The sequence below is a fragment of the Pseudarthrobacter sp. Pseusp20 genome, from assembly GCF_059492155.1.
This window is the reverse complement of the sequence record NZ_CP168521.1, coordinates 3,412,773-3,439,415: the sequence shown is the minus strand read 5'-3', so window position 1 is coordinate 3,439,415 and position 26,643 is coordinate 3,412,773. Positions and strand designations below refer to the sequence as shown.

31 protein-coding genes are annotated in these 26,643 nt (G+C 63.1%); 16 read left to right on the top strand and 15 right to left on the bottom strand.

Annotated features, from left to right (window positions below; all coding sequences use genetic code 11):
* From rplR to map, 7 genes are all read left to right on the top strand, one after another.
* Positions 1–384 (top strand): 50S ribosomal protein L18, encoded by a 384-nt coding sequence (gene rplR / locus ACEN9K_RS15845; protein ID WP_018769141.1) that lies wholly within the window; start codon positions 1–3, stop codon positions 382–384.
* The gene (rpsE, locus tag ACEN9K_RS15840) at positions 381–1,097 is read left to right on the top strand and encodes a 30S ribosomal protein S5 (protein ID WP_018769142.1); all 717 of its coding nucleotides are present in this window, start codon (positions 381–383) and stop codon (positions 1,095–1,097) included. Before rplR ends, rpsE begins: the two co-directional genes overlap by 4 nt.
* 2 nt (positions 1,098–1,099) lie before the next feature.
* Positions 1,100–1,306, top strand: coding sequence for a 50S ribosomal protein L30 (gene rpmD, locus ACEN9K_RS15835; protein WP_009358731.1), 207 nt, complete (start codon positions 1,100–1,102; stop codon positions 1,304–1,306).
* Positions 1,307–1,792 carry a 50S ribosomal protein L15 gene (gene rplO / locus ACEN9K_RS15830; RefSeq protein ID WP_013601817.1) on the top strand — a complete coding sequence of 162 codons (486 nt, stop codon included), beginning with the start codon at positions 1,307–1,309 and terminating at the stop codon, positions 1,790–1,792. It begins immediately after the preceding gene.
* A gap of 210 nt (positions 1,793–2,002) precedes the next feature.
* The gene (gene secY, locus ACEN9K_RS15825; RefSeq protein WP_026265742.1) at positions 2,003–3,313 is read left to right on the top strand and encodes a preprotein translocase subunit SecY; all 1,311 of its coding nucleotides are present in this window, start codon (positions 2,003–2,005) and stop codon (positions 3,311–3,313) included.
* 5 nt (positions 3,314–3,318) lie between these two features.
* Positions 3,319–3,888 carry an adenylate kinase gene (locus ACEN9K_RS15820; RefSeq protein WP_018760442.1) on the top strand — a complete coding sequence of 190 codons (570 nt, stop codon included), beginning with the start codon at positions 3,319–3,321 and terminating at the stop codon, positions 3,886–3,888.
* A gap of 72 nt (positions 3,889–3,960) precedes the next feature.
* A complete protein-coding gene (gene map, locus ACEN9K_RS15815) occupies positions 3,961–4,788 on the top strand; it encodes a type I methionyl aminopeptidase (RefSeq protein WP_018769144.1) in 828 nt (275 codons plus the stop codon).
* A gap of 108 nt (positions 4,789–4,896) precedes the next feature.
* Here the strand turns inward: map and ACEN9K_RS15810 are convergent, their stop codons facing one another.
* From ACEN9K_RS15810 to ACEN9K_RS15800, 3 genes are read right to left on the bottom strand one after another with little or no spacing between them, the layout of a single operon-like run.
* Complete coding sequence (locus ACEN9K_RS15810; RefSeq protein WP_018769145.1) at positions 4,897–6,246, bottom strand: ABC transporter substrate-binding protein; 1,350 nt, start codon at positions 6,244–6,246, stop codon at positions 4,897–4,899.
* A gap of 60 nt (positions 6,247–6,306) precedes the next feature.
* A complete protein-coding gene (locus ACEN9K_RS15805; protein ID WP_018769146.1) occupies positions 6,307–7,227 on the bottom strand; it encodes a carbohydrate ABC transporter permease in 921 nt (306 codons plus the stop codon).
* The gene (locus tag ACEN9K_RS15800; protein WP_026265743.1) at positions 7,224–8,183 is read right to left on the bottom strand and encodes a carbohydrate ABC transporter permease; all 960 of its coding nucleotides are present in this window, start codon (positions 8,181–8,183) and stop codon (positions 7,224–7,226) included. The genes ACEN9K_RS15805 and ACEN9K_RS15800 overlap by 4 nt, the downstream gene beginning before the upstream one ends.
* 215 nt (positions 8,184–8,398) lie before the next feature.
* On the opposite strand from ACEN9K_RS15800, the gene ACEN9K_RS15795 reads away from it, so the two are divergent.
* The 8 genes from ACEN9K_RS15795 (at position 8,399) to ACEN9K_RS15760 (ending at position 13,647) form a co-directional block, all read left to right on the top strand.
* Positions 8,399–9,337, top strand: a complete 939-nt coding sequence (locus tag ACEN9K_RS15795; protein ID WP_268001737.1) for a P1 family peptidase — start codon at positions 8,399–8,401, stop codon at positions 9,335–9,337.
* Positions 9,338–9,508: 171 nt separating this feature from the next.
* Entirely contained in the window at positions 9,509–9,730 is a 222-nt protein-coding gene (gene infA / locus ACEN9K_RS15790; RefSeq protein WP_009358723.1) for a translation initiation factor IF-1, read from the top strand.
* A 71-nt stretch (positions 9,731–9,801) separates the two neighbouring features.
* Positions 9,802–9,915 (top strand): 50S ribosomal protein L36, encoded by a 114-nt coding sequence (gene rpmJ / locus ACEN9K_RS15785; RefSeq protein ID WP_009358722.1) that lies wholly within the window; start codon positions 9,802–9,804, stop codon positions 9,913–9,915.
* 184 nt (positions 9,916–10,099) lie between these two features.
* The gene (gene rpsM / locus ACEN9K_RS15780; protein WP_003803743.1) at positions 10,100–10,474 is read left to right on the top strand and encodes a 30S ribosomal protein S13; all 375 of its coding nucleotides are present in this window, start codon (positions 10,100–10,102) and stop codon (positions 10,472–10,474) included.
* A gap of 54 nt (positions 10,475–10,528) precedes the next feature.
* Complete coding sequence (gene rpsK, locus ACEN9K_RS15775) at positions 10,529–10,930, top strand: 30S ribosomal protein S11 (protein WP_018769149.1); 402 nt, start codon at positions 10,529–10,531, stop codon at positions 10,928–10,930.
* 130 nt (positions 10,931–11,060) lie between these two features.
* Positions 11,061–12,071, top strand: coding sequence for a DNA-directed RNA polymerase subunit alpha (locus ACEN9K_RS15770; RefSeq protein WP_013601812.1), 1,011 nt, complete (start codon positions 11,061–11,063; stop codon positions 12,069–12,071).
* A gap of 68 nt (positions 12,072–12,139) precedes the next feature.
* Positions 12,140–12,721, top strand: coding sequence for a 50S ribosomal protein L17 (rplQ, locus tag ACEN9K_RS15765; RefSeq protein ID WP_026265744.1), 582 nt, complete (start codon positions 12,140–12,142; stop codon positions 12,719–12,721).
* A 32-nt stretch (positions 12,722–12,753) separates the two neighbouring features.
* On the top strand, positions 12,754–13,647 hold the full coding sequence (locus tag ACEN9K_RS15760; RefSeq protein ID WP_026265745.1) for a tRNA pseudouridine synthase A: 894 nt from the start codon (positions 12,754–12,756) through the stop codon (positions 13,645–13,647).
* On the opposite strand, the gene ACEN9K_RS15755 is transcribed toward ACEN9K_RS15760, so the two are convergent.
* Positions 13,648–15,315 (bottom strand): sensor histidine kinase, encoded by a 1,668-nt coding sequence (locus tag ACEN9K_RS15755; protein WP_056388943.1) that lies wholly within the window; start codon positions 15,313–15,315, stop codon positions 13,648–13,650.
* Between the two features lie 253 nt (positions 15,316–15,568).
* On the opposite strand from ACEN9K_RS15755, the gene ACEN9K_RS15750 reads away from it, so the two are divergent.
* Positions 15,569–16,354, top strand: coding sequence for a response regulator transcription factor (locus ACEN9K_RS15750; protein ID WP_495634635.1), 786 nt, complete (start codon positions 15,569–15,571; stop codon positions 16,352–16,354).
* Positions 16,355–16,357: 3 nt separating this feature from the next.
* Here the strand turns inward: ACEN9K_RS15750 and ACEN9K_RS15745 are convergent, their stop codons facing one another.
* From ACEN9K_RS15745 to ACEN9K_RS15695, 11 genes are all read right to left on the bottom strand, one after another.
* On the bottom strand, positions 16,358–16,837 hold the full coding sequence (locus ACEN9K_RS15745; protein ID WP_018769154.1) for an Hpt domain-containing protein: 480 nt from the start codon (positions 16,835–16,837) through the stop codon (positions 16,358–16,360).
* Between the two features lie 93 nt (positions 16,838–16,930).
* Positions 16,931–17,815 (bottom strand): type II secretion system F family protein, encoded by an 885-nt coding sequence (locus ACEN9K_RS15740; RefSeq protein ID WP_495634634.1) that lies wholly within the window; start codon positions 17,813–17,815, stop codon positions 16,931–16,933.
* 6 nt (positions 17,816–17,821) lie between these two features.
* Positions 17,822–18,754 carry a type II secretion system F family protein gene (locus tag ACEN9K_RS15735; RefSeq protein WP_056388953.1) on the bottom strand — a complete coding sequence of 311 codons (933 nt, stop codon included), beginning with the start codon at positions 18,752–18,754 and terminating at the stop codon, positions 17,822–17,824.
* A 10-nt stretch (positions 18,755–18,764) separates the two neighbouring features.
* Positions 18,765–20,270: a TadA family conjugal transfer-associated ATPase gene (locus tag ACEN9K_RS15730; protein WP_056388956.1), complete on the bottom strand. Its 1,506-nt coding sequence runs from the start codon at positions 20,268–20,270 to the stop codon at positions 18,765–18,767.
* Positions 20,270–21,463: a CpaE/TadZ family protein gene (locus ACEN9K_RS15725; RefSeq protein WP_056388961.1), complete on the bottom strand. Its 1,194-nt coding sequence runs from the start codon at positions 21,461–21,463 to the stop codon at positions 20,270–20,272. The genes ACEN9K_RS15730 and ACEN9K_RS15725 overlap by 1 nt, the downstream gene beginning before the upstream one ends.
* Positions 21,460–22,209 carry a Flp pilus assembly protein CpaB gene (gene cpaB / locus ACEN9K_RS15720; protein WP_235509740.1) on the bottom strand — a complete coding sequence of 250 codons (750 nt, stop codon included), beginning with the start codon at positions 22,207–22,209 and terminating at the stop codon, positions 21,460–21,462. Before cpaB ends, ACEN9K_RS15725 begins: the two co-directional genes overlap by 4 nt.
* A 22-nt stretch (positions 22,210–22,231) precedes the next feature.
* Entirely contained in the window at positions 22,232–23,203 is a 972-nt protein-coding gene (locus ACEN9K_RS15715; protein WP_495634633.1) for a pilus assembly protein TadG-related protein, read from the bottom strand.
* The gene (locus tag ACEN9K_RS15710; RefSeq protein WP_056388966.1) at positions 23,191–23,580 is read right to left on the bottom strand and encodes a TadE/TadG family type IV pilus assembly protein; all 390 of its coding nucleotides are present in this window, start codon (positions 23,578–23,580) and stop codon (positions 23,191–23,193) included. The genes ACEN9K_RS15715 and ACEN9K_RS15710 overlap by 13 nt, the downstream gene beginning before the upstream one ends.
* 134 nt (positions 23,581–23,714) lie before the next feature.
* The gene (locus tag ACEN9K_RS15705; protein WP_056388968.1) at positions 23,715–23,906 is read right to left on the bottom strand and encodes a Flp family type IVb pilin; all 192 of its coding nucleotides are present in this window, start codon (positions 23,904–23,906) and stop codon (positions 23,715–23,717) included.
* A 205-nt stretch (positions 23,907–24,111) separates the two neighbouring features.
* The gene (locus ACEN9K_RS15700; protein WP_056388971.1) at positions 24,112–24,303 is read right to left on the bottom strand and encodes a Flp family type IVb pilin; all 192 of its coding nucleotides are present in this window, start codon (positions 24,301–24,303) and stop codon (positions 24,112–24,114) included.
* Positions 24,304–24,804: 501 nt separating this feature from the next.
* The gene (locus tag ACEN9K_RS15695; protein WP_495634632.1) at positions 24,805–26,610 is read right to left on the bottom strand and encodes a glycosyltransferase family 39 protein; all 1,806 of its coding nucleotides are present in this window, start codon (positions 26,608–26,610) and stop codon (positions 24,805–24,807) included.
* Between the last annotated feature and the right edge of the window lie 33 nt (positions 26,611–26,643).

Sequence of the window (26,643 nt, the reverse complement as noted above, 5' to 3'; positions counted from 1 at the left end):
ATGGCCATCTCCATTAACAAGAAGCGTACGAACAAGAGCAAGGCTGCTGCCCGCAGCCGCCGCCAGCTTCGTATCCGCAAGCGCATTGCCGGTACGGCTGCCCGCCCCCGCCTGGTGGTCAACCGCTCCGCACGCCACGTATTTGTCCAGGTTGTCGATGACAGCATTGGCCAGACCGTAGCAAGCGCGTCCACCCTGGAAGCTGACCTCCGTGCATTCGACGGTGACAAGACTGCCAAGGCCAAGCGCGTCGGCGAGCTCGTTGCCGAACGTGCCAAGGCTGCCGGCGTCGAGGCTGTCGTGTTCGACCGTGGTGGTAACAAGTACCACGGCCGCATTGCCGCCGTCGCTGACGGTGCACGCGAAGGTGGGCTGTCACTGTGACCGAAGCAAACAAGGAAAAGGACACTGTGTCTGCAGATCAGAAGGCGCCCGAAGCCGCAGCTGCTGAGACCACTGCCCCCGCTGCCGAGGACCGCCGTGGTGGCGCCCGTCGCGGCGAGCGTGGCGACCGCGGCCAGGGCCGCGGCGACCGCGGTGGCCGTGGCGGCCGCGACGGTGGCCGTGAAGCCGAGAAGAACCAGTTCGTAGAGCGCGTTGTCACCATCAACCGCGTTTCCAAGGTCGTCAAGGGTGGTCGTCGCTTCAGCTTCACCGCACTCGTCGTCGTTGGTGACGGTAACGGCATGGTCGGCGTGGGCTACGGCAAGGCCAAGGAAGTTCCCGCTGCTATCGCCAAGGGCGTTGAAGAGGCCAAGAAGTCCTTCTTCCGCGTTCCCCGCGTAGGCAGCACCATCCCGCACCGCGTTCAGGGTGAAGCCGCTGCAGGCGTTGTAATGCTGCGTCCGGCCTCCGCCGGTACCGGTGTTATCGCCGGTGGTCCGGTCCGTGCAGTACTGGAGTGCGTGGGTATCCATGACATCCTCTCCAAGTCGCTCGGTTCCTCCAACGCCATCAACATCGTTCACGCGACTGTTGATGCCCTGAAGCGCCTCGAAGAGCCGGCAGCAGTGGCAGCACGCCGCGGCCTGCCCCTCGACGAGATCGCTCCGGCGGCACTGGTGAAGGCCCTCCTCGCCCCTAAGGCAGGTGTTTAGTCATGGCTAAGAACCTGGTCCCCTCCGACGCTCAGTTGGAGATCACTCAGATCAAGTCCGCCATTGGCGGCAAGCAGAACCAGCGCGACACCCTTCGGTCCCTCGGCCTGAAGCGGATCGGACACACCGTTGTCCGCACCGCCGATGCCGTGACCGTTGGAATGCTCAACACGGTTCCGCACCTGGTAAAGGTAGAGGAGGCGAAGTAAATGGCAGAGAACACTGCTGATAAGGCACAGGCTGCTGAGAAGCAGAACGCCCTGAAGGTTCACCACCTGCGTCCCGCGCCGGGTGCCAAGACCGCCAAGACCCGTGTTGGTCGTGGTGAGGCATCCAAGGGTAAGACTGCCGGCCGTGGTACCAAGGGTACGGCTGCCCGCTACCAGGTGAAGGCTGGCTTTGCCGGCGGCCAGTTGCCGCTGCACATGCGCCTGCCGAAGCTGCGTGGCTTCAAGAACCCGTTCCGGGTTGAGTTCCAGGTTGTAAACCTGGACAAGCTCAACGAGCTGTTCCCGGAAGGTGGCGCAGTCACCGTGGAGAACCTGGTCGAAAAGGGCGCAGTTCGCAAGAACCAGCCCGTCAAGGTGCTGGGCACCGGCGACATCACCGTCAAGGTTGACGTCACCGCCCACGCATTCTCGGCCAGTGCCGCTGAAAAGATTGCTGCAGCAGGCGGAAGCACCACCGCCCTCTAAGGGACGGCGCCAGCTGTTGAACTCCCGGTATCCGCGGGCTTCGGCCCCGGATACCGGGAGTTTTTCACATCCGCCGGGCGATATTTTCCTGCCATCCGGCGCATGCGCGCTGGCGCGGATTGTTCGCACGGCACATTCAACCGTTAGACTCGGTTGTCGGGATTTATCAAGTTCCGCACCCCCACTCTTATTGACACCACAGGAGGACGCTTGCTTAGCGCATTTGGCCGGGCCTTTCGCACGCCTGATCTGCGACGCAAGTTGTTGTTCACGCTGGGAATCATCACCATATTCCGCTTGGGTGCTTTCATTCCCTCGCCAGGTGTGAACTACCAGAATGTCCAGCAATGCTTGCAGAACGGTCAGACCGCCGGCGGGCTGTACCAGCTCGTTAACCTCTTCAGCGGCGGTGCGCTGCTCCAGGTGTCCATCTTCGCCCTGGGCATCATGCCCTACATCACGGCCAGCATCATCGTCCAGCTGCTCCGGGTGGTCATTCCCCGGTTCCAGCAGCTTTACGACGAGGGCGCGTCGGGACAGTCCAAGCTGACCCAGTACACCCGCTACCTCACCATCGCGCTGGGCCTGCTCAACGCCACCACGCTGGTGTCCCTGGCCCGCTCCGGGCAGCTGCTTCCCGGCTGCCAGCTGCCGGTGATCCCGGACAACAGCATCATCACCACCATCCTGATCATCATCACGCTGACGGCCGGCACCGGCCTGATCATGTGGATGGGTGAGCTCGTCACCGAGAAGGGCGTGGGCAACGGCATGTCGCTGCTCATCTTCACGTCCATCGCTGCGCAGTTCCCCACCTCGCTGGGTGCCATCTGGACCTCGCAGGGCCCCGGGACCTTCTTCATTGTCCTGGCCGTTGGCCTGCTCACCGTCGCGCTGGTGGTCTTCGTGGAACAGTCCCAGCGGCGCGTTCCGGTCCAGTACGCCAAACGTATGATCGGCCGGCGCACCGTGGGCGGCACCAGCACCTACATTCCCATCAAGGTGAACATGGCCGGTGTCATTCCGGTGATCTTCGCTTCCTCCATGCTCTACATTCCCGGGCTGATCGCACAGTTCAACCAGCCCCGGAACGGCGAGTCGATGCAACCGTGGGTTGAATGGATCAACAACAACCTCACCCGCGGTGACCACCCGATCTATATGGCGGTTTACTTCGTCCTGATCGTGTTCTTCACCTACTTCTACGTCGCGATTACCTTCAACCCTGAAGAAGTCTCAGACAACATGAAGAAGTACGGCGGCTTCATCCCAGGTATCCGCGCCGGAAGGCCGACCGCTGATTACCTGCAGTACGTGCTCTCTCGGATCACCCTGCCCGGCGCCCTCTACCTGGGCTTCGTGGCGCTGATCCCGTTGGTTGCACTGGTACTGATCAACGCAAACCAGAACTTCCCGTTCGGTGGCACCTCGATCCTGATCATGGTGGGCGTTGGGTTGGAGACCGTAAAGCAGATTGATGCGCAGCTACAACAACGTCACTACGAAGGGCTTTTGCGATGACGAGAATGCTGATTATTGGACCTCCCGGTTCCGGAAAAGGAACGCAGGCGGAGCGGATCTCAGAACGCCTCGGCGTTGTGGCCATCTCCACCGGTGACATCTTCCGGGCCAACGTGAAGGGTGAAACCCCTCTGGGCATCGAGGCCAAGAAGTACATGGACAACGGTGACTTTGTTCCGGACAGCGTGACCAACAAGATGGTCCGCGACCGCCTGGGCGAGTCCGACGTCGAGAACGGCTTCCTGCTTGACGGCTACCCGCGCACCACCGCGCAGGTGGACTACCTGGACGAGATCCTCGCCGACGGCGACGAGAAGCTCGACGTGGTCCTGCAGCTGACCGCCGATGACGAGGAACTGGTCCACCGCCTCCTGGGCCGGGCCAAGGAAACGGGCCGGAGCGACGACAACGAAGCCGTCATCCGCCACCGCCTTGACCTGTACCACGAGCAGACCGAAGCCGTGGTGGCAAAGTACGCCGAGCGCGGCATCCTCACCCAGGTTGACGGGATCGGTCCCATCGACGAAGTCACCAACCGCGTCATGCAGGCCATCAAGGCCGCACAGGCAGCCTGACCCCAGGCGCCCGGTTTATCGAGGCTCCTCCCGGCATCCGGGAGGAGCCTCAGCCATTTGAAAGGACACACCATGGCCTTCGGCCAGCCCCGCATCGAATTCAAGAACAACGCCCAGATGCGCACCATGCATGAGGCCGGCCTGGTCCTCAGCCGTGCACTGGATGCCGCCGTTGCCGCCGCGGTGCCGGGGGTCACCACCAAGCACCTGGATGACGTCTTCGCCGCAGTCCTCAACGAGGCAGGTGCCAAGTCCAACTTCCTGGGCTACCACGGCTTCCCCGCTACCATCTGTACGTCCGTCAATGAGGAAGTGGTGCACGGCATCCCCGGCAGCCGCGTCCTGCAGGACGGCGACATCATCTCCATCGACGGCGGCGCGATCGTCAACGGCTGGCATTCGGACTCCGCCCGCACTGTGATCGTGGGAAACGCGGACCCCGAGGACCAGCGGCTGTCCGACGTCACCCATGCAGCGATGTGGCGGGGGATCGCGGCACTGGCAACCGGCACGCATGTGGGAGACATCGGAGCCGCCATCGACGACTACGTTTCATCTGTGCCGGGCAAACCGCTGGGCATCCTGGAGGACTACGTGGGCCACGGCATCGGCTCCGAGATGCACATGGCACCGGACGTCCTGAACTACCGCACCAGCCACCGCGGGCCCAAGATCAAACCGGGCCTGTGCCTGGCCATCGAGCCCATGCTGGTCCGCGGCAGCATTGACACGGCAGTCCTGGATGACGACTGGACGGTGGTCACCACCGACGCCAAGCGTTCCTGCCAGTGGGAGCACTCCGTGGCCGTGCACGAAAAAGGCATCTGGGTGCTTTCAGCTCCCGACGGCGGCGCGGAGCACCTGTTGCCCCTCGGCGTCACCCCCGTGCCGATCCCGTAGGCGACGCGCCGATTCCGTAAGCGACGCGGGCCTTCACGCACGACACGCAAAAGCCCTGGCGACACCTGTAAATGGGTGTCGCCAGGGCTTTTGCGCGTCGGCCAGGTGCTACGACTTCAGTTTCGGCTTCACGTCGCGGTCGTAGATGCTCTGCAGCGTGTTCTTCAGGTCCGTCATGGTGGACTTGACGTCGCCCTGCTGGGTGAGGATCTTGGCGGCGGCCTTGGCCATTTCCTGGTCGGCGCCCGGCAGGAACACCCGGGCGTTGTCCTGGACTTTGGTCACCGCCAGCTGGTCCATGGCGGTCTTGATCTGTGGCGTCTTGGCCAGGACGGCCGCCATGTCCGCGGACTTGCGGGTGGGCATGTAGCCGGTGGCTGCCGAGAACTCCGCCGTGCTCTCCGGCTGGGTGACGAAGTCCAGGAACTTGCCGGCGGCCAGCTGTTCCTCCTTGGTGATCCCGCTGGGGATGCCCAGCCCGGCGCCGCCCGTGGGGCACACGTTCGACTGGGATTTGGGACCGCCCGGCAGGAAGCCAACACCAACGTTGAACTTGGCCGACTTCAGGATCCCCAGCAGCGAACCGGTGGACGAAATGGTGGTGGAGGTCAGCCCGGCCGAGAAGTCATCCGCCGCTTCCTTGGACGAAACACCGGCCCACTTGTCCTTGTAGATGGAGTCCTGCGCCCACTGCAGGGCCGCCACGGAGTCCGTGGAGTCGCACGTGATGTTCCATTCCTTGGACCAGCCGCCGCCCCAGCCCCACAGCATGTTCTGCAGCGTCCAGCCCGCGTACCCGGCGAGGGCGGGGTAGATGTAGGCGTACTGCGCGCCCGAGCTTGCCTTCAGCTTGGGTGCCCACTGACTGAACTCGTCCCAGGTCTTCGGGGCACGGTCGGGAATTCCAGCCGCCGCAAAGTGGTCCTTGTTGTAGTAGAACAGCGGCGTTGACCGGCCGTAGGGCAGTGCCCACTGCTTTCCGTCGTATTTGTAGTCATTGACCAGCGACTGCTGGAAGTCGTCCATCTTCATGTCCAGCTGCTTGATAAGGCCGTCAACCGGAATGATGCTGCCGTTGGTGTAGTAGCGGAACCACCAGACATCGGACAGGACCACCACGCCCGGCAGGCCCGACTTAGCGGCCTGGGCGGTCTGGAACTTCTGGGCAATTTCCTCGTAGTTGGCACCGGCGGTGACCAGGTTGACGGTGATGTCCGGGTTCTTGGCGTGGAATTTGTCGATCAGGCTCTTCTCCACCTCCTGGGACTGGCCAGGGTGGCTGGACCAGAAGTCGATCTTGGCGGCGGGCTTCACGCCGTTGAAGTCGATCTCGGCTGCCTGGGAGGTAGCCTGGCCGCCGCCGGTTGTTGATGGTCCGCCGCATGCGGCCAGGGCAGCTGCAGAGGCGGATACCCCTGCCAGGCCCAGGAAATGCCTCCGGTCCAGGTGCAGTGTCATGACGGTTCCTTTCGGTTGTTGCCTAGGTAAAGGTTGGAAAGTACGACGGCGGCCGGCAGCTTAGCCGGTTACGCTGCCCTGGGTGAGGCCCGCAACGATGTAGCGCTGGAGGGCCGCGAAGATGATCAGGATGGGAACGATGACCAGGACCGCCCCGGCCATGAGGACGCCCCAGCCGGCGGCGTTGCTTTCGTTGTTCTGCAGCAGGGTGAGACCCACGGGCAGGGTCATGGTTTCGGGGCGGTCCGTGATGATGAGGGGCCAGATGTAGTCATTCCATTCGGTCACGATCGTCACCAGCGCCACGGTGGCGATGGACGGGACCGAGACGGGAACCACGATCTGCCAGAGCCGGCGCCAGTGGCCGGCACCGTCCACCTCGGCCGATTCCAGGATGGAGGCGGGAAGCGTGCGGAAGTGCTGGCGGAGCAGGAACGTTCCGAACGCGGTGCCAAGGCCGGGGAGGATGATGCCCCACAGCGTGTTCTTCCCGCCGATGCCGGCGATCAGGATGAAGTTGGGCAGGATGGACACCTGCGGCGGCACCATGAGGGCCACCAGGATCAGCAGGAAGATGAAGTTCCGGAACGGGAAGCGGACAAACACCAGGGCATAGGCCGTCAGGATCGCCAGCAGCACCTTGATGGTGGCCCCGGCCAGGGTAACGATGGTGCTGTTCAGGAAGAACTGCCCAAACGGCACCGTGGTCATGGCGGTCCGGTAGTTCTGCAGGTCCAGGCTTTCAGGGAGGATCTTCAGGTCCGTGGTGACGATCTCGCCGGACGTCTTGAAGGAGCTCAGGACCATCCACAGGAGGGGCAGGAACACCACCAGGGTGGCCACGAGCAGCGGCAGGTAGCCGGCCACCACGGTCCGGATGAGGTTGCGGCGGGAGAACGGCCGGTCACGGTGGAGGCTTGGCTCCGGTCCGGCAATGGCGGGAGCTGCGGGGTCGGGGCTGACCGGGGAAAGGGAAGTCACGAGTAATGCACCTTTCGTTCCACGAACCGCAGCTGCAGCACGGTGATCACCAGGAGGATTGCGAACAGGACCACGGAAATGGCTGCCGAGTAGCCGGCCCTGTTGTACGCCCCGAAGGCCTGCAGGTAGGCCTCGTAGATCAGGGTGCTGGTGCCGGTGCCCAGCGGCGTCATGATCCGGATGAGGTCGAAGGCCTGCAGCGAGCTGAGCATGGTGGTGATCAGGAGGAAAAACGTGGTGGGGGACAGCAGCGGCAGCGAGATGCTGACAAAGCGGCGGAATCCGTTGGCGCCGTCCAGGGACGCGGCTTCCATGACATCCGCCGGGAGGGACTGGAGCCCCGCAAGGTACACCACGGCGCAGTAGCCCAGGTTTTTCCAGACGTAGACCAGGATCACCATGACCAGCGAGAGTTGGGGGTCGTTGATCCACTGCGGGCTCTGCTGCCCGATGCCGCGCAGCAGCCAGGCCAGGACGCCGTAGCCGGGGTCGAAGATGAACAGCCACACCAGGCCCACGCCGACGCCGGAGAGTACGTACGGGGCAAAGACGGCCGAACGGGCGAAGGTGGTGCCGCGGACCTTCGCGTTCAGTGCCAGCGCCACCAGCAGGCCCAGCACCATGGAGCCGCCCACCGTGACCACGGTGAACACAGCCGTGGTCCCCAGGACTTTCGGCGCATCATTGCTGGTGAAGAAGGTGACGTAGTTGCTGAGGCCAACCACGGTGGCCGTGGGGGAGCCAAGGGTCCAGTCGAGGGTGGAGTAATAGATATTGCTGAACAGCGGCCGGTAGGTGAAGACGGCGATCAGCACCAGGTTGGGCAGCGCCATGGCCAGGAAGACAAAGAAGTCCCTGCGGGTCCGTGCAGTCCACCGGCGCTTAGGGATTTTCGCGGACCGCCCCGGAGGCCTCTTGGGTTTGGCGGCGGGGTGGGGGGCGAGTTGACGGGTCATGCGTGTCTCTCCCGGGTTGGGAGCCTGCTCGTGGCCGGCCCTGGCTTGATCTAGGGACTACTACACCAGACCGTCAGGGGGCTGAAACCCGCATATGCCCTTGTCAGGGGACTGTTATCCAAGGCTTCGTCGCCCGTTAACGCTGTGTTGAATGCAGTCTCGCACAAAGTCCCGCGATGCGGCAGGGGCGCGCTCACAGAGGGGAGAATAGGGGAATGGGAACCATCACCGACGTGCCGGGCATCCGGGTAGGCCAGGTCCACAAGGACAGCGGGGGCTGGCTGACCGGCGTCACCGTGGTCCTGCCGCCGCCGGGCTGCGTGGGTTCGGTGGAGGTCCAGGGCGGCGGCCCTGCCACACATGAAACGGACGCCCTTGACCCCACCACCCTGGTCAGGGCGGTGGACGCCGTGGTGCTGACCGGCGGCAGCGCCTACGGGCTGGCGTCCGCGGCCGGTGCCCAGCGCTGGTGCGAGGAGAACGGGCGGGGGTTCGCCGTTCCCGGGGGCGTCGTGCCCATCGTCCCCGCTGCCGCGATCTTCGACCTTGGCAGGGGCGGCGACTTCAAGGCACGGCCGACGCCGGACATGGGCTACGCGGCAACGGCCGCCGCGGCAGCACAGAAGGAAGGGCACGTCGTCGAACGCGGCAACGTGGGTGCCGGAACCGGGGCACTTATTGGCAGGGGGCAATACAAAGGGGGAGTTGGCACGGCGTCGGTCACGCTGGAGAACGGGGTAGTGGTCGGCGCGCTGGCCATAGTCAACGCACTCGGGCTCCCGTTCGACCAGACCAAACCTGGCTTTCCAGCGCCAATCAAAGCAGCGACCACGACGAACACCACCCTTGCCGTGGTGGCCACGAACGCCGTCCTTGATGCGGCCGAGTGCAAGCGCACGGCGGCTGCCTCGCACGCGGGGATTGCCCGTGCCTTGAATCCCAGCCACACCCTCGCCGACGGGGACACCGTTTTTTGCCTGGCGACCGGTGCCGTGGCACTGGACCGCTCGGACGAAGCTGCCCGGCAGGTCAGCCTTATTACGCTGCAGAGTGCGGCAGCCGACGTCGTCCGCCTGGCCATCCTGGACGGCGTGGCCAGCGCTGCAGGCGTCAGCACTCCAGCAGGCGAATATGGTGCGTACCGCCCGGCGTAGGCTACTATGGCCGATTTAACTTTTACCGGCCAACGGGGTAGTGTTGTTTGTTGGTTGTCTGGACTGCCACGCCCTTTTGGGCCTGGAGGCGGCAATCGATCCAACAAAAACGTTCGTGGTCATGCCCGGTGCATTCCGGCGGGACTGCGGCAACAACAGTTAGCGGAGGGTATGGCCAAGAAGGACGGGGTCATTGAGATCGAAGGCGTTGTGACCGAGGCGCTGCCTAACGCGATGTTTCGCGTTGAGCTCACCAACAAGCACATCGTTCTGGCACACATCTCTGGAAAGATGCGTCAGCACTACATCCGAATCCTCCCCGAGGACCGCGTAGTGGTGGAGCTGAGCCCGTACGACCTCACCCGTGGTCGTATCGTCTACCGCTACAAGTAAATTGCTGGGCGGCTTCAGCACAAGCTGACCGCTGCTCCAGTTGACCACACTGCTACACGCAAAGGAACGCCATGAAGGTCAAGCCGAGCGTCAAGCAGATCTGCGAAAAGTGCAAAGTGATCCGCCGTAATGGCCGGGTCATGGTGATCTGCGAGAACCCGCGCCACAAGCAGCGCCAGGGCTAATTTCCTTCCCTGAAGGAAATCCTGGGTTGCTAACCCACGCAAGTAAATAAAGGCAGCACAAGCTGATCTGGAACATTGAGCTCGAAAGAGTCCGGACAGCTAACCCCCGGTCGGAGGCTGGGGCCGCATGGAACATGCGGGTGTACTGCCTACGACCTCCGGTTTATCAAGGAGTACTGCCACTATGGCTCGTCTCGCTGGCGTAGACATTCCCCGCGAAAAGCGGCTGGAAATTGCGCTTACTTACATCTACGGCGTGGGCAAGACCCGTGCACACGAAACCCTGGCTGCCACGGGCATCAGCGCTGACGTTCGCGTCAAGGACCTGACTGACGCCCAGCTGGTTGAGCTGCGTGACTACATTGAAGGCAACTACAAGGTTGAGGGTGACCTTCGCCGCGAAGTAGCAGCAGATATCCGCCGCAAGGTTGAAATCGGCAGCTACGAAGGCCTGCGCCACCGCAAGGGCCTGCCCGTACGCGGTCAGCGTACGAAGACCAACGCACGTACCCGCAAGGGCCCGAAGCGTACCGTCGCCGGCAAGAAGAAGGCCCGTTAAAATCCCCGCTCGGGATTTACGGACTTTCCCCAATAACTTTCTGTAGGAGAAAAAATGCCCCCGAAGACTCGTGGCGCGGTTCGCAAGCCGCGTAAGAAGGACAAGAAGAATATCGCGCTTGGCCAGGCGCACATCAAGAGCACCTTTAACAACACCATCGTTTCCATCACGGATCCGAACGGCGCTGTTATTTCCTGGGCTTCCTCCGGTGAGGTTGGCTTCAAGGGCTCGCGCAAGTCCACCCCGTTCGCTGCACAGATGGCTGCCGAAGCCGCTGCCAAGCGTGCGCAGGAGCACGGCATGCGCAAGGTAGACGTTTTCGTCAAGGGACCGGGTTCCGGTCGCGAGACGGCAATCCGTTCGCTGCAGGCCGCAGGCCTCGAGGTTGGCTCCATCCAGGACGTCACCCCCGCAGCCCACAACGGCTGCCGCCCGCCGAAGCGCCGCCGCGTCTAATTCTTTTCCGCAGCAGGAGCTTGCCCGGACCAGCGATGGTCCGGGCAAGCCCAGCGCGTTAAGTCTTCAGACCGAATTTCCACCACCTGTGTTGCGTCATATAGCGGATGCTCGCCGAAAGGAAACCTAAGTGCTCATTGCACAGCGCCCCACCCTCTCCGAAGAGGTAGTCTCCGAAAACCGTTCGCGTTTCATCATCGAACCGCTGGAACCGGGCTTCGGCTACACCCTCGGAAACTCCCTCCGCCGTACCCTGCTCTCCTCCATCCCCGGTGCTGCCGTAACCAGCATCCGGATCGATGGTGTGCTGCACGAGTTCACCACGGTTCCGGGTGTCAAGGAAGATGTCACCGAGATCATCCTTAACATCAAGAGCCTGTCGGTTTCCTCCGAGCACGACGAGCCCGTCGTGGCTTACCTGCGCAAGCAGGGCCCCGGAGTCGTCACCGCCGCGGATATCGCTCCGCCGGCCGGCGTCGAATTCCACAACCCGGATCTGCACATCGCCACGCTGAACTCGAAGGGCAAGTTCGAACTCGAACTGACCATCGAGCGCGGCCGCGGCTACGTTTCGGCAGCTCAGAACAAGTCCGGCGATGCAGAGATCGGCCGTATCCCGGTCGACTCCATCTACTCGCCGGTGCTGAAGGTTACTTTCCGCGTGGAAGCAACCCGTGTTGAGCAGCGCACCGACTTCGACAAGCTGATTGTCGACGTCGAGACCAAGCAGGCCATCGCCCCGCGCGATGCCGTCGCTTCCGCAGGCACCACCCTGGTGGAACTGTTCGGTCTGGCCCGTGAGCTGAACACCGCAGCTGAAGGTATCGAGATCGGCCCGTCGCCCACCGACGCTGCCCTGGCAGCCGACATGGCACTGCCGATCGAGGATCTGGACCTCACCGTCCGTTCCTACAACTGCCTCAAGCGTGAGGGCATCCACACCGTGGGTGAACTCGTTGCCCGCTCCGAGGCTGACCTGATGGACATCCGCAACTTCGGTGCAAAGTCCATTGACGAGGTCAAGGCAAAGCTGGTTGAACTGGGCCTGTCCCTCAAGGACTCGCCTCCCGGTTTTGACCTCGCAGCACGCGCCGCAGCAATCGAAGAGGACGACGCCGCCTTCGGCGACGACGAACTCTAAACCAGACCTTGGCCGGAGGGCAGCACCACGGTGTGCCGCCCACGGCTTCCACATGAGGAGAAACAATTATGCCTACCCCCACTAAGGGTCCGCGCCTCGGAGGCGGCCCGGCTCACGAGCGCCTCATGCTCGCGAACCTGGCAGCATCCCTGTTCGAGCACAAGCGGATCACCACCACGGTGACCAAGGCCAAGCGCCTGAAGCCGTACGCAGAGCGCCTGGTGACCTTCGCCAAGCGTGGCGACCTCGCTTCCCGCCGCCGCGTTCTCGGCCTGATCAGCAACAAGGGCATCGTCCACGAGCTGTTCACCGACATCGCCCAGGCTGTGGAGAACCGCGATGGCGGCTACACCCGCATCACCAAGATCGGCAACCGTAAGGGCGACAACGCTCCCATGGCTGTCATCGAACTGGTCCTCGAGCCGGTTTCCGCCAAGCAGGCCGTCGTAGCCGAGGCTACCTCCGCTGCCAAGCGCGATGCCGACAAGAAGGAAGCTGCTGCTGCACCCGTTGCAGAAGAAGCTCCCGAGGCTGAGGCCGTGGAGACCGAAGCTGCTGAGGCTCCGGCTGAAGAGGCTGCAACCGAAGAGGCTCCCGCCGCTGAGGAAGCTCCCGAGGCTCCCGCCGCCGAAGAGAAGGACGCGAAGTAATTCGCTGATTCTCTTCGCATAGACTTAGGTCTGTGAACCACCAAAAACCCGCGGCCCCCGTTCCAGGGGGCGGCGGGTTTTTGCGTATCCGGCTTGACCTTTCGTACGACGGCGGCCCGTTCAGCGGGTGGGCACTGCAACCGGGACGGCGCACCATCCAGGGCGTCCTGGAAGAGGCGATCGCCCTGTTGGTACGCCGTCCGGTGCGTGTCACCGTGGCGGGACGGACCGACGCCGGCGTGCACGCCCGCGGCCAGGTGGTCCACCTGGACCTCACCGAAGACGAGTGGCAGAACCTGCCGCGCGGGCACGAACTGGATCCCGCCGTCGCCATGCTGCGCAGGCTCCGCGGGGCATTGAACCGGGCCCTGGGCGATCTTCACGGGGCCGTGGAAGTGCATGACATCTCGTTGGCACCTGTGGGCTTTGACGCCCGCTTCTCGGCTCTCTGGCGCCGCTACAGCTACCGGATCGCAGACGGGCCCGCCCTGTGGGATCCGTTGGAGCGGTATTTCACGTTGTGGCACAAGAATCCGCTGGACGTGGGACTGCTGAACGAGGGCGCCTCGCAGCTGCTGGGCCTGCAGAACTTCCTGTCTTTCTGCAAGCCGCGCGAAGGCGCCACCACCATTCGGGAACTCCAGCGGTTTGAGTTCAGGCGCGGCGAGGACGGCGTCATTGTGGCCACCGTCCAGGCGGATGCGTTCTGCCACAACATGGTGCGCGCCCTCATCGGCTCCGCGCTGTACGTGGGTGAAGGCGTTGTGGAGCCGGGCTGGCTGCACGAACGGCTGCTGCTGCAGAAGCGGGACGCCAAGTCGGTCCTGGCCGCCCCGCATCCGTTGGTGCTTGAGGAAGTGGCCTACCCCTCGGACAGCGAACTCCTGGCCCGCGCCGAACAGACCCGGGCGCTCCGCGAGCCCTGACTAGAACGCCGGGGGTGGACCCTCGGCCGGCAGCGTCACCGTGAACGTGCTGCCCTGGCCCTCGCCGCTCTCGCAGGCGATCGTCCCGCCGTGCCGCTCCACAATCATTCGGGTGATTGACAGACCCAGACCTGCGCCCGGGATGGCGGCCTTCCGGGCGGTCTCGGCCCGGAAGAACCGGTTGAAAGCCCTCGCCGCGTCCTCGCTGGACATGCCCATCCCGGTGTCCGTGACGCTCAGCCGGACCCACTGCCGGTCCGCGTCCGCGCTGATGCTGACCTTGCCGCCGTCGGGCGAGTACTTGATGGCGTTGGACACGAGGTTGTCCAGCACCTGTCCGATCCGGAGCGGATCCGCGTAGGCCCACAGCGGCGAGGGGACGTCGGCGGCGATCTCCACGTGGGAGCGTTGCGCCAGGGCCTGGGCGGAACCAAGGCTGGTCTCCACCAGGCTGGCCAGATCGGTCCGCTTGGGGTGGACGTTCAAGGTGGTGGAGGCGGAGGCCGTCAAATCGGCCACCAGGTCCAGCAGCCGTTCCGCGTTGCGCTGCACCACGAGCAGGCGCTGGGCCACCTGCCGGGGCAGGCTGTCGGCGTCGTCCAGGACCAGGTCCACGTTGCCCAGAATCGAGTTCAGTGGGTTCTTGAACTCGTGCGAGACGTTGGACACCAGCTCCTGGTTCGCGGCCAGGGACTCCACCCAGCCGGTGACGTCCGTGTAGACCACCACTGCCCCGGTCAGCCGGCCGTCCTCGCCGACCAGCGGGCGGGCGGCGGTGGATATGGCGCGCTGCTCCGGGCCTTCGCCGGCCCACACCAGGTAGTCGGCGAAAGACTCACCCGCCATGGCCCTGTTGATGGGCCGCCGGTCCCGGGGGAGCAGCGTGCGCCGGTCCTGTCCAAAGATGAGCTGGTGCCCCTGGCCGGGGAGGGCGTCGTCAGCGCCTGTGACACGGCGGAAGTTGCGCTGGCGGCTGTTGGACACCAGGAAGTGGCCGGAGCGGTCGACGGCGGCAATTCCGACGTCGGTGGCCTCCAATACAGTTTCGAGCAGCTTCTCCCGTTCCCGGCTTGCGGCCAGCAGTTCGCGGAGTTCACGGTCCTTGTCCGCCAGTTCACGCTGCTGCTGCCGGAGGCTTACGCTCGCGAAGCGGATGGCCAGGGATACAGCGAGCATCATCACGGGAAAGAGCAGGACGGTGGTGAGGTCCGAGGCCGTGACGGTGGGGAAATGGCCGACGGCAGATGGAACCATGATCAGGAAGGGCCCCGCAAAACTGAGCACCAGGCTGCTGCGCGCCAGCATGCCGGAGGCGGAAAGCCAGATGACCGGGAAGACCACCAGTACCGCGAGGCCCGGCAGGAGCGGAGCGGCGCCGTTGCGCAGGAACCCGATCAGCGCGAAGTCCAGCACGGGGATCAGCAGGTATGGGCGGTGCGCCAGGCGTTCCCAGGGAACCAGGAAGCAGCCCAGGAACAAAACCGCGTTCAGGGCAAGGCCTGCCACGTACAAGGGGGAGTGCATGAGCGAGGGCCAGGCGAAGGGGGTGGCCACGGCAATGACAAGCACAAGGAAGGTAAGGGGGAGCTGGCACAGCGCCACTTGGGCGCGGGTTCCCAGCCGCCGGAAGATGCGTCCGGGTCCACGCTGGAACAACGGCTCGGCCATGTTTCTGACTCGTACCCCTTTAGGTCCGGAAAGCAGGCGCCGCCAAGATGTAGCAATTCCCCCCAGTTACCTTGGCCAGCACCCTTTCCCTTGGATAATGCACATGTCCTGTCATAGTAATTGACTTTTCAATTTTCAGTGTCGATTCGTATGTGAACAGCCGGGCTTACTAGTAGCGTATAAATTGTTGGAGCGGGAATGGCATTGGCGCTGGGCCAATGGGGGGCCATCTCCGCCTGGCGCAGGGGTAGCAATGGACGATCTTGGTGTAGCGGTGGTTATCGAGGACGACGACGACGTACGCAACCTCCTCGAAGGTGTCTTGACCCAGGCGGGCTTCGAAGTTCATACGGCGGCTGACGGACGGGCCGGGGTTGAGGTGGTCCGCACTAAGCAGGCCAACGTTGTGACGCTGGATATCGGCCTGCCGGATATCGACGGGTTCGAGGTTTTGCGGCGAATCCGGAATTTCAGCAACGCGTACGTGGTCATGCTGACTGGCCGGACCGACGAACCGGACCTTCTGTCAGCACTGAATGCGGGCGCGGATGACTATATCGCCAAGCCGTTCAGGCCCAGGGAACTCCGGGCAAGGGTGGCAGCCATGATGCGCAGGCCGCGCCACGAGGTGAACGAGCAGCATGAATCCGCGTCACACGGGGGCCAGTCACCGGTTCCTGCCGCCGCGCAGCTCGAGCCCGGCGTCCTGCGGCACAACGGACTCCTGTTGAACCACCGGACACGCACCGTAGAGGTCAAGGGCGAGCCGCTGGGCCTGACCCGCAGCGAGTTCGACCTGCTCCATGTGTTGCTGAAGGGCGGTGGTGCCGTGTGCACCAGGGCGGACCTGGTGCGGGCGGTGCGGGGCGATTTCTATGACCGGGACACCTACATCAGCGAGGCGGACGAGCGGGCGGTGGAGGTCCACGTGGGAAACCTGCGGCGCAAGCTCAAAGAGGACCAGTTGTCCCCGCGCTGGCTGCAGACAGTCCGTGGGGTGGGTTACCGGCTGGCGCCGAGGCGGCCGGACGATGCTTAACTGCTAGCCGTTCTCCATGATGTAGGTTGACTGCAGTTCGGACACGGTGCGTGCCCCGTCCTGGGCCACGCCTGCCATCATCGCCTGGCCCTGGACAAAGTCACCCCGCCGGATCAGGCCCTCCAGGAGTTCGGCGAGCTTTGCCAGCCGTACCCCGCCCACCATGGCGGAACTGATTTTGAGGCTGATGACCGCGTCCAGGGCAGAGTCCCCGTCCCGGCTCAGCACCGCTGTTCCCAGCCGGGCCAGCCGCACGTCCCACATAGCCGCGTAGTCCCTGGCGAAGCGCTGCGCCAGTCCGGACCCGGCCAGCTCATCTTCGAGTTCCGCCAGCACTGCGGCATCAACCAACGGCAAGAGAGCGGCCGCTTCCAGTGAGGGGTCCACGCCGGCGGGAGCGGGAGCGGGAGGAAAACCGACCCCGGACAGCGGGAAGTCCGCAGCGGGGCTCTTTCCGCTGGAACCGGGATCGGGACTGTTCATTGTTCAAGGCTACTTCCTGGAAATGCTTCGGGGTCCTGTTTTTCATCATTCTGTGTAAACCTTGAGACAACCTTGCCGCCGCGCTGAGCATCTTTACTGGCCGCTGAAGGTCACCACTGTATTGATTACGGCCGGCCCCAGAATGGCAATGAACAGGACCGGAAAAATAAAGAACAGCAGCGGGAAAAGGATCATGACGGGCAGCTTCATGGCCTTTTCCTCGGCCCGCTGGCGCCGTTTGACCCGCATGACCTTCGCCTGGACGCGCAGGACCCGGCTGATGGCGATTCCGTACGTGTCCGCCTGCACCACGGCCTGCACAAAGCTGCGCAGTTCCGGGATGCTGGTCCTCTCGGCCAGGGCGATGTAGGACTCGCGTCGGCTGCGTCCCACCTGCATGTCCTGCAGGGTGCGGACCAGCTCCTCTGCAAGGGGGCCCTTGCCGTTCTCGCCTGCCCGGGCCATGGCGCCTTCAAAGCCCAGCCCAGCCTCAACCGAAATGAGCATCTGGTCCAGGGTGTTGGCGAGTTCCAGCTGCATGGCCTTCTGCCGTTCCTTGCCCTTGCTGTATAGCAGGAGGTCCGGGATGAAGTAACCAAGGAAGAGGACGAAGAGTCCCGCGAGTTTCATCATCGGGCTGCTTCCCACCGCCGCCAAGTAGCCGCCCAAGGCCACCCCGACCAGGCCGAGGCCCAGCTTGGACCCAAGCACCTTGCCCAGCGGCATCGTAACGGGCCTGCCGGCGAGGGACAGCAGCCGGTCCAGGAATGCGACATAGGCCGGGGGAGTCACGCGCCTGCCCAAGGTTTCGAGTAGCCCCGGTGCTCCCACTGGTATAGCGGTGACTGCCGGTGCGCCGCGCGAGAGTAGCTCGGCGGCGGAGGTCCGGCCCTGCTTGTCCACGGTCAGGACAGACCAGGCAAGCCCCGCAAGGGGCAGGCAGACCAGAAGGACTGAGAGCAGGATGGTCAGGTTCATGTGTCCTCAGAACTTCAGGTCGATGATCTTGCGCATCCAGAGCGCGCCGATGGTCATCAGGACGAACGAGGCTCCGATCATCACCCAGCCCAGGGGATGGGTGAACATCGAATTCATGTAGTTGGGGCTGACGGAAAGCAGCATGGCAACGATACCGAACGGCATGGCAATGAGGATGTAAGCCGAGAACTTGCCCTCGGCGGCGAGTGCCTTAATGTGGCCTTTGATCTCCCCACGCTCGCGGATGGTCTCGTTCACCTGGTCCAGCACCTCGGCCAGGTTGCCGCCGACCTCCCGGTTGATTTGGATGGCCTGCGAGATCCACACGAAGTCCTCGTTCTTCATCCGCTCGGCGGTGTCGTTGAGGGCGGCCAGCAGGTCGCGGCCCAGACTGGTTTCGGTGATTACACGGCGCATCTCTTCCGACGTTGGCTTCTGCGATTCCACGGCGGCGGCATCGATGGCGCGCAGGATGCTGTGGCCGGCACGGAGGCCGCCGGAGAGCAGTTGCAAGGTGTCGCCGAGTTGGCCGTCGAACGCTGCACGACGCCTGCCGCTCAGGAACCCGAGGACAAGCTTCCCCACGAACGGAGCGAGCAGCGCGAGCAGCAATCCGAGCAGTGGGCCCACAATCACGGCTCCCACCAGCATCCCGACGCACGCGCCGATGCCCACCAGCAGGAAGAATTCGGCCTGGCTTTGGCGCAGGCCCGCATTCTCCAGCTCCGCGCGGGAGAATAGCCTGACGTTGCGGCCACCGAGCAGCCGTTCGAAGGACCTGACGCCTGACAGTGCCAGCCGGGACAGGGAGGATGGCGGTTCCGGTTCAAACGGACGACGGCGGTCCAGCGGCACTGTAGGGGCGCTTGGCAGAAGGATGGCCACGCCGAGGAGGCAGATAGCAGCCAGGAGAAAGACGCTTCCAATGGCGATGATCATGGCCGCGTCCCTACTTGGCGCCCGGGGACAGCGGACCGGCAAAGACGCCCGGCGATACGTGGATTCCCAAGTCCTCGAAACGGTCAATGAACCGGGGCCGGATGCCGGTGGCCACGGGCCTCCCGAGGAACCGCCCCTGGGCGTCCACGCCGGCCGAGTAATCGAAGACGAACGCGTCCTGGAGGGTGACAATGTCGCCTTCCATCCCCTGGACCTCGGTGACGTGGGTGATCCGGCGGGACCCGTCACGGAGCCTGGAGATCTGCACGATCAGATTCACCGCGGAGGCGATCTGTTCGCGGATGGCCCGCAGCGGGAGGTCCATGCCAGCCATCAGCACCAGGGTTTCAAGGCGGGCCACGGCGTCGCGGGGGGAGTTGGAGTGAACCGTGGACAGGGAGCCGTCGTGGCCCGTATTCATGGCCTGGAGCATGTCCAGTGATTCGCCGCCACGGACCTCACCAACCACAATCCGGTCAGGACGCATACGAAGCGAGTTGCGGAGGAGCTCACGGATGGTCACCGCGCCTTTGCCTTCGGTGTTGGGCGGACGGCTTTCGAGCCGAACGACGTGCTCCTGTTGGATCTGTAGTTCCACGGCGTCCTCGATAGTCACGATGCGTTCGTCAGCCGGCAGGAAGGATGACAGCACGTTCAGCAACGTCGTCTTGCCGGTTCCTGTACCGCCGGAAACGATAATGTTGAGCTTGGCCTTGACACAGGCGTTTAGCAGCTCCGCCATCTCCGGCGTCAGGGTGCCAAAGTTTATGAGGTTTTGAACGGTCAGCGGAGTTTTGCTGAACTTACGGATGGTCAACGAGGAGCCCCCCACGGCAAGGGGCGGAATGACGGCGTTGACACGCGAGCCATCCTCCAACCGGGCGTCCACAAGCGGCGAGGACTCGTCGATGCGGCGGCCTACCTTGGACACGATGCGTTCGATGACCTTGCGCAGGTGCTCTTCGGAACTGAACCGGGACTCAGTGAGAACCAGCTTCCCTTTGCGTTCCACGTAAATCTGGTCCATGCGGTTAACCATGATTTCGGTGACTGCGGGATCGTCCAGCAGCCGCTGGAGGGGGCCGTAGCCCAGCACGTCGTCTGCGACGTCCTGGACCAGCCTGGTCCGCTCCTCCGGCGTCAGCGGTACCTGTTCCGCGTCAATGATCCGGGTAAGCTCCTCTTTGGCTGTGCTCCGGAGTTCCTGCTCAGTGACTGCACCATCATTGAACCGGGTGCCCATCCGCTCGAAAAGTGCGGTTGCGGCCCTGAGCTTCATTGCTGCGAAGACATCCACGCCCGGTGCCTTAGGCACAAAGGAAGTGCCGGCCTCGTGCGTTGGATGCGCGACGGCGGTGATGCCGGGAGAGCGAGCTTCCGCACGTTCGGCGGGGGACGGGGAAGGCGCGGTCGCAGGACGCGGCTGCTCGAGCAGTGCGGTGCCGGGTACGGATCCCGGGCTGGTGGAGGATACGTTGCGGCCTTGGACCGCGTTGATGCGCTCGGAGAGTTTCATCAGATAACCACCCTTCGGTGAAGCTTCCGCTGTGCTTGTGCTCGCCAGGCCGGATTGAAGCGCTCCACAAGCTGGCGGAGGCTTTTGACGGCGGGGTCCTTCTTCGAGTCCTGCAGGACAGGGATGCCACGGTTCGTGGACAGGGCCACCGCGCGCGACCTGGGGATGCTGACGTCAACCGGGGCGCCGATGGTGGATTCGACGTCCTGCACGTTCAGGCCTGCCTTGGCGTCCGCCATGTTCAGGACCACGTGCCGGGATTCCGGCATGATTTCGAGTTGGCGGAGGACTTCCAGGCCGGAGCGGAGTCCGCGCAGGCTGGGGATGTCCATGGCGCTCACCCAGACCACATCGGTGCATTTCTCCATTGCGGCGAGTCCGATTTCCGGCATGCCGGGGGCGGTGTCGATGACCACGTACTGGAACTCCTGGGCCAGTTGCTCCAGCAGCCGGCTGACCTGGTCCGGGGTGATGTGGTCCGCGTCCACCGGGTTGGGCGGTGCGCACAGGGCGTAGATGCCGGCCGGATGCACGGTAAGGAAGGCCTTGAGGACCAGGGAGTCCTGGGCTGCTGCGGGGGTGACTGCATCGGTGACCGTGTGCTCGGGGTTGAGATAGAGGCCGGAGGCGACGTCCCCGAACTGCAGGTCCAGGTCCACGATGACCACGCTCATTGGGGCGATCCGCCCGAGTCCAATGGCGATGTTCGTGGCCAGTGTGGTTTTGCCCACGCCGCCCTTGGGGGAGAACACTCCGATGACAAGGCCCTTGCCGTTCCCCGACTGTTGTGCCTCGGGGCCGCGGTGCCGGGTGGCGAAGGACTGGCAGGCGCGTTCCAGCAGCACCCGGATTTCGGCGGCGTCCGCCTGGGGGCTGAGGATGTCCCGGATGCCCGCGCGCATAGCGTGCAACAAGCCGCCGGGGTCAATGTCACTGACCAGGACCAGGCTTAGGCCGGGCAGTTGGACATCGAAAACCTTGGCGAACCGGAGTGCTTCCTCGTAGGGGACGTCCGGGCCGATGATCAGCACCTCCGGCTGCTCCTGGTTGAGGAGGGCGAAGAGTTCGGCGGGGCCCGCCGGGAGGATGTCCGAGGCGATGGTCTGGACGCTGCCGCGCAGGCCGTTGGCGACGGCGGAACGCAGCTTCAGGTCGAAGTCGCCGTTGGGGGAAAGGAGGACGAAGCGGCTCACTTATACACCGTGTCCTTCTTGGCGATGAAGCCGCCGTTGTCCTTGGCGTCGAGGGGTTCTTTGGTGAGCCAGAGATCGCCGTTGTTTGAGGAGTAGATGATCTTGGTTGCGTCGATGTCGTTCACGGCAACCGTGACCATGAGCGAACCTTGCGGAAGCGTTGTGTCCTGGGGATTGGTGCCGTCCGTGGGCTTCGCGCTTGGTAGTGCCTGCGGGGCCCGCTGGACGGCGGTAACCAAAACCTTTCGGAGGGTGAGTTGGGTGGTTGGCTCGCCTGCTTTTGCTTTTTCCGCAGCGAAGCTGAACCCGATGCCCACATGGTCGCCGGCGTCAATCCTGCCGCCCACCACACGCTTGGGTTCTAGCTCGAAGGTTACTTCCTGCATCCCTATAGGCACTTTGATGGCACCACTGGACTTGGCGTCCACCGGGTCAACCAACCGTTCGGCGAGAAGTTGCTCGCCGGGGACGAGGTCCACTGCGGCGACTTTGCCGGCGGAGGCCTCAAGGGTTTTCAGAGCGGTCTTTGAAACAGCGGTTGCTGGCACCTGCTGTTCAGTAACGGACGCCTTTACGATGTCGAGGGAAGCGCCTGCCGGTACGGCCTTGGTCACCACGAGTACCCCGATGGGATCCAAGTCCTTCATGGCGCGCTGGTCGGCACCCTGGGCGTAGGCGACGATGAGAAGCGCCCCAATGATGGCCAGCACCACTGCTGATACACCGGCCAACATACGTGACTTCAATGACTGCTCCTGTTGCTTTTAGCTATGGGGTGAGGCGCACAACTGAGGCCCCAAAGTTTGGGACGTTACCAAGTTCAAATGCTTGGGCGAGGGATACGAATTTTACGAAGTATCCACGAATCGTCTTGTTTTGGACGTTTCCGCCCGTGCTCCAGGAAATGTCGGCAAAGTGGTAGCCAGTTACATGAAATGCCGCAAAGCCTTTGACGTAGTACTTGCCGGAGGAACCCGTACCGGTGGCCACGTCATAGAGAGGGAGTAGAACTGTCTCGTCGTTCATCTGGTTGAAATCGGCAGCGCTACAGATCGTTGGGGCGCTGGCCCCGGGATCGCTCGCAAACCAGATACCCGCATTGTCGGACTGGCCGGCCGTCATCGTGACGGAGCATTTTGTTCCCGAGGTGGTGATCCACCCGAACCCGCCCGGCAAGCCACCACAACCATTCACCGCCTGCTCGAGAACCTGTACGGCGCCTTGGCTTCCGGCTGGTGGAATGTCCAGTTTGCAGTAAGCAATGGCCAAGGGAAGAATAGCGGGCCCCTTGGACGGGGTACCCCATTGCGCCGAAGCGGCAGCGGTTACTTCTGCCGAAGAGATTCCGAATATTTGAGCGAAAAAGAGGGTGACCTGGTTTGGGCTATTCCCCGTCTGCTGTGATCCCGCCGTAACGGTTACAGTCTGACTGGCCGTATTGGGCGTGGCGGACTTGATGTTACTCAGCCCGTCGGTGGCGTTGCTATTCGCTAGGCTGGCGGCGAGCGGGGAGGTACCCGTGCAGTCCGGGTCAGCGGTACTCTTAGCGCACTTCTGAGCGATGGCAAGCGCAGCCGCGTCAGCGCCGTTCCGAACCTGGGTACGTTCTGAGTACATCATCGAGACATCAACCGCCACGGCGGCGAAACCAAGCAGAGCCACCATCATTATTGCCACGATGACACTCACGGCGCCCTGTTCGGAGCGGGAATTTCTGCTGATATTCTTCAGCCGCCGCACAACATGGCTCCTTGGCCAGTCATAGTGAATGGTCCGGCGATACCAGTCAGCGTGGAGAGTGTATATGTGATTGTGACCGCAATGCGGTTGCCCGATGAGCAGGTTGTAGTGCCCGTGTCGAGGTTCTTGAAGGTGATGTTTGAATCAGCGAGAAGGGGATTTAGGGAGACAGCCGTGTTTTCGGCTGCCGTCCGAGACGCCGCCGGATCATTGGTGATGGCCATTACCCGGACCCCCTCGCGGGCCGCGGCCGAAAGCGATGCCTGGGCGTTGTAGGCCCGGCTGAATTCCATGATGCCAAGGAGCAAACTGATGAGGACAGGCACGACGATGGCGAACTCAACGGCCGCCGCCCCGCGTTCTGATGGCCTCAGCATCTGCTGCGTTCCTCTCGAGTCTGTGTTGCGATGAGTGGATTTGTACACGTGAAACAGCTTGTGCGGTGCAGTTGAGCTGCACCGCACAATAGCCGGGCGCGCTGGGCCTCGGGTCTTGCTGTAGGGGCCGGGTTTCAGAGATTGGCAGTCACATTTGTAAACATCGAGTTGAGCTGGCCACCCAAGGTGGTTACTGCGACGATGATGACGACTGCAATGAGTCCGACCATGATGCCGTATTCGACAGCTGTTGCGCCCTCTTCTTCGTGGAGACGGTTCTTGATGTTGAAGCCGAGGGTCTGAAGGGTGGCGATGAGAGACCGCATTGTGAACTCCTGAGCGAGTGGGTTTGGCTGGCCCTGCACCAGCATTAGGACGAAGTTATAGCAAGGCTTGAAACGGTTGACCGGGTCTTGCAGGATTCTGTATTTTGCCGAACCCGCTGTTGTTTGCGGTCACGCCGGCGTTCGCCATGAGGAGCCGTGGCCCGGACGGTGTTCGTCGCAGGAACCCGAGCTCTTTTCGTCCCAGCTAGAGCTTGGCCGTGACGCTGGTGAACATGGTGTTCAACTGGCCGCCCAAGGTGGTTACAGCGACGATGATGACGACTGCGATGAGGCCGACCATGATGCCGTATTCGACAGCTGTTGCGCCCTTTTCGTCGTGGAGGCGGTTCTTGATGTTGAAGCCGAGGGTCTGAAGGGTGGCGATGAGAGAAAGCATTATGAACTCCTGAGCGAGTGGGTTTGGCTGGCCCTGCACCAGCACTAAGACGAAGTTAGCAAGCCTTGATGCGGTGTTGACCGGGTCTTGCAGGATCCTGTGCAAAGGCTTTTCAAGGTGTACCTTTCCTGCGCAATTGCGTGGAAAACCTTGCGGAACTGGAAGGCTTGCAGACTGCGAAGGCGAAGCTGGCACCAGGAATGGATGTGTTGTTTGCTGTAGTCGGTGTTGTTGGGTCACACCGGCGTTCGCCATGAGGAGCCGTCGCCTGGACGGTGTCCGTCGTGGAACCCGAGCTGTTTCCACGGTGAAAGTCCTGCGCAAGTACAGGTGATCAACGCGACAGATTCTCCGCTTGAGTCATTTCGACGGGGTGGCTGGCGTATTCGCAAAGGCTTTTCAAAGTGCATGTTTGGTGCGCAATCACCCGGCAAACCCTGCGATATCGGAAGGATGGCCCAGTTCCGAAAAGGACAGAAGCTGTGCGGCCACTGTCCGCCGTTACGGCAGCAACTTGTAAAACTGGGCACTCCCGATTTGTTCGGCCCGGTAATGGCCTCTCACCCAGTCCACGATTCTTGCCGACTCTCCGCGGCCCTCAAGGGTCAATGGTGGCAGGTCCTGTATGACTACGGACGCCACCTGGTGGTCGGTGACCATACGCTGAAACTGTTCCAGGGTCGGGAAGGGATCAGTACCATCGAAACCGCCAAGCGGCAGCACGGAGCGTAAGCTTGCCAGCTGATAGTTAGCCGCTGTCTCGGAGCCCACCATGGCCGCCGACCATTTGCTGGTGGCCGGCGTGGCACGGAGGCGCGAAACGATTCCGGATTCTGGCAGGTTTCCGAACATGACAGCCATGAAACTGGGTGGCACGTCCGAACCCATCTGCTGACGGTCGGGGTGGTCGGTGCGCACGCCGAGGATACTGGGGCCAGCCACGACGCCTGCACCCTCGTGGGGACTCAGGACTGTATTGACGGACCAAACGGAAGGACCGGCCAATAGCGCGACAGCCAAGAGGCTCGCTGGCACGTTCCGGAGGGCTGGAAACGGGGGCGGGACCGCCAGAAGGGTGATGGCCAACGACCAGACCAGGAGCGCCACAAGAGGACCTAGCGGAAAATCAGCGGTTGAACGATTCGCCGAGAGGAAGGCCAGAACCATCGTTGCCAGGAGCGTCCCGGCCAGCACCCAGCGTGCGTTTCGCTGGTCACGAAGCCGGTACAAGTGCAGCAGACCCGTCCCTGCGAGGCAGCACAACGGTGGTACAACAGTTAGGCAGTAATACGGATGGACAATACCTGACATGAATGCCAACACCGTTGAGGCGCAGAGAAACCAGAGAACGCACAGACTGAGGAACGCCCGATATCGCCGGCTACCGCTCCGCCGCTTGATGTGCCAGATGGCAATGCACATGCCTGCTACGGCCAGAGGCAGGAACCAGCCGAACTGGCCAGAGAATTGCGGTTGCAGGAAACGCTGAAATCCTGGATCCAGTTTTTCCGCCAGGCTGGCGGTGCTGGGAGACATAGTCCGGCTGGCGTCCTCACCGGTCAGGCGGTCCAGGCCGTTGTAGCCCAAGCTCAATTCCACCGCGCTGTTAAGACGGGATCCTCCGACGAAGGGGCGGCTGGCCGCCGGGACCATCTGCACAAGGACAAACCACCAGCCGCCCGTAACCACTGCTGTTAACAGGGCAGCCGCGACGTGCAGCACGCGTTTCACAAGTGGACCGGTGGCAAAAGCGAGATAGGTAACAGCAACCGCAGGCAGGACCAGTGCGATTTGAAGCTGCTTCGTCAGTAAAGCAGCACCGGTGAGGCCACCAGCCAATATCAGCCACCGAACCTTGTCGCTGCGGATAGACTCCAACGCAGCATAGGCCACGCCGATCATCAGCAAGGTGAGCAATGCATCCGGATTGTTATAGCGGAACATCACCACTGCAACCGGGGTTATGGCGAAGAATGTCGCTGCGAGAAACCCCGCGGTGCTTCCGACATAAGTGCGGACCATGCGGTACATCAGGAAGACGCTCGCGACGCCCATCAATGCCTGCGGCACCAAGATGCTCCAGGGATTCAGACCGAAGGCCCAGACGGAAGCCGACATTAACCAGAGGCTGAGAGGAGGTTTATCGACGCTAATGGCGTTGCCAGGATCCGAGGATGAAAAGAAGAATGCCGTCCAATCCTGTGAGCCTGCCATGGCAGCCGCTGAATAGTACGAATTCGCCCATCCGTTGCGGTCCAGGCCCCAAAGGTAGAGCACCGCTGTCAGGGCCAGGAGGGCCCACAGCATCCAAGTCTCCCTCCGGCGCCCCGAGGATGCCCG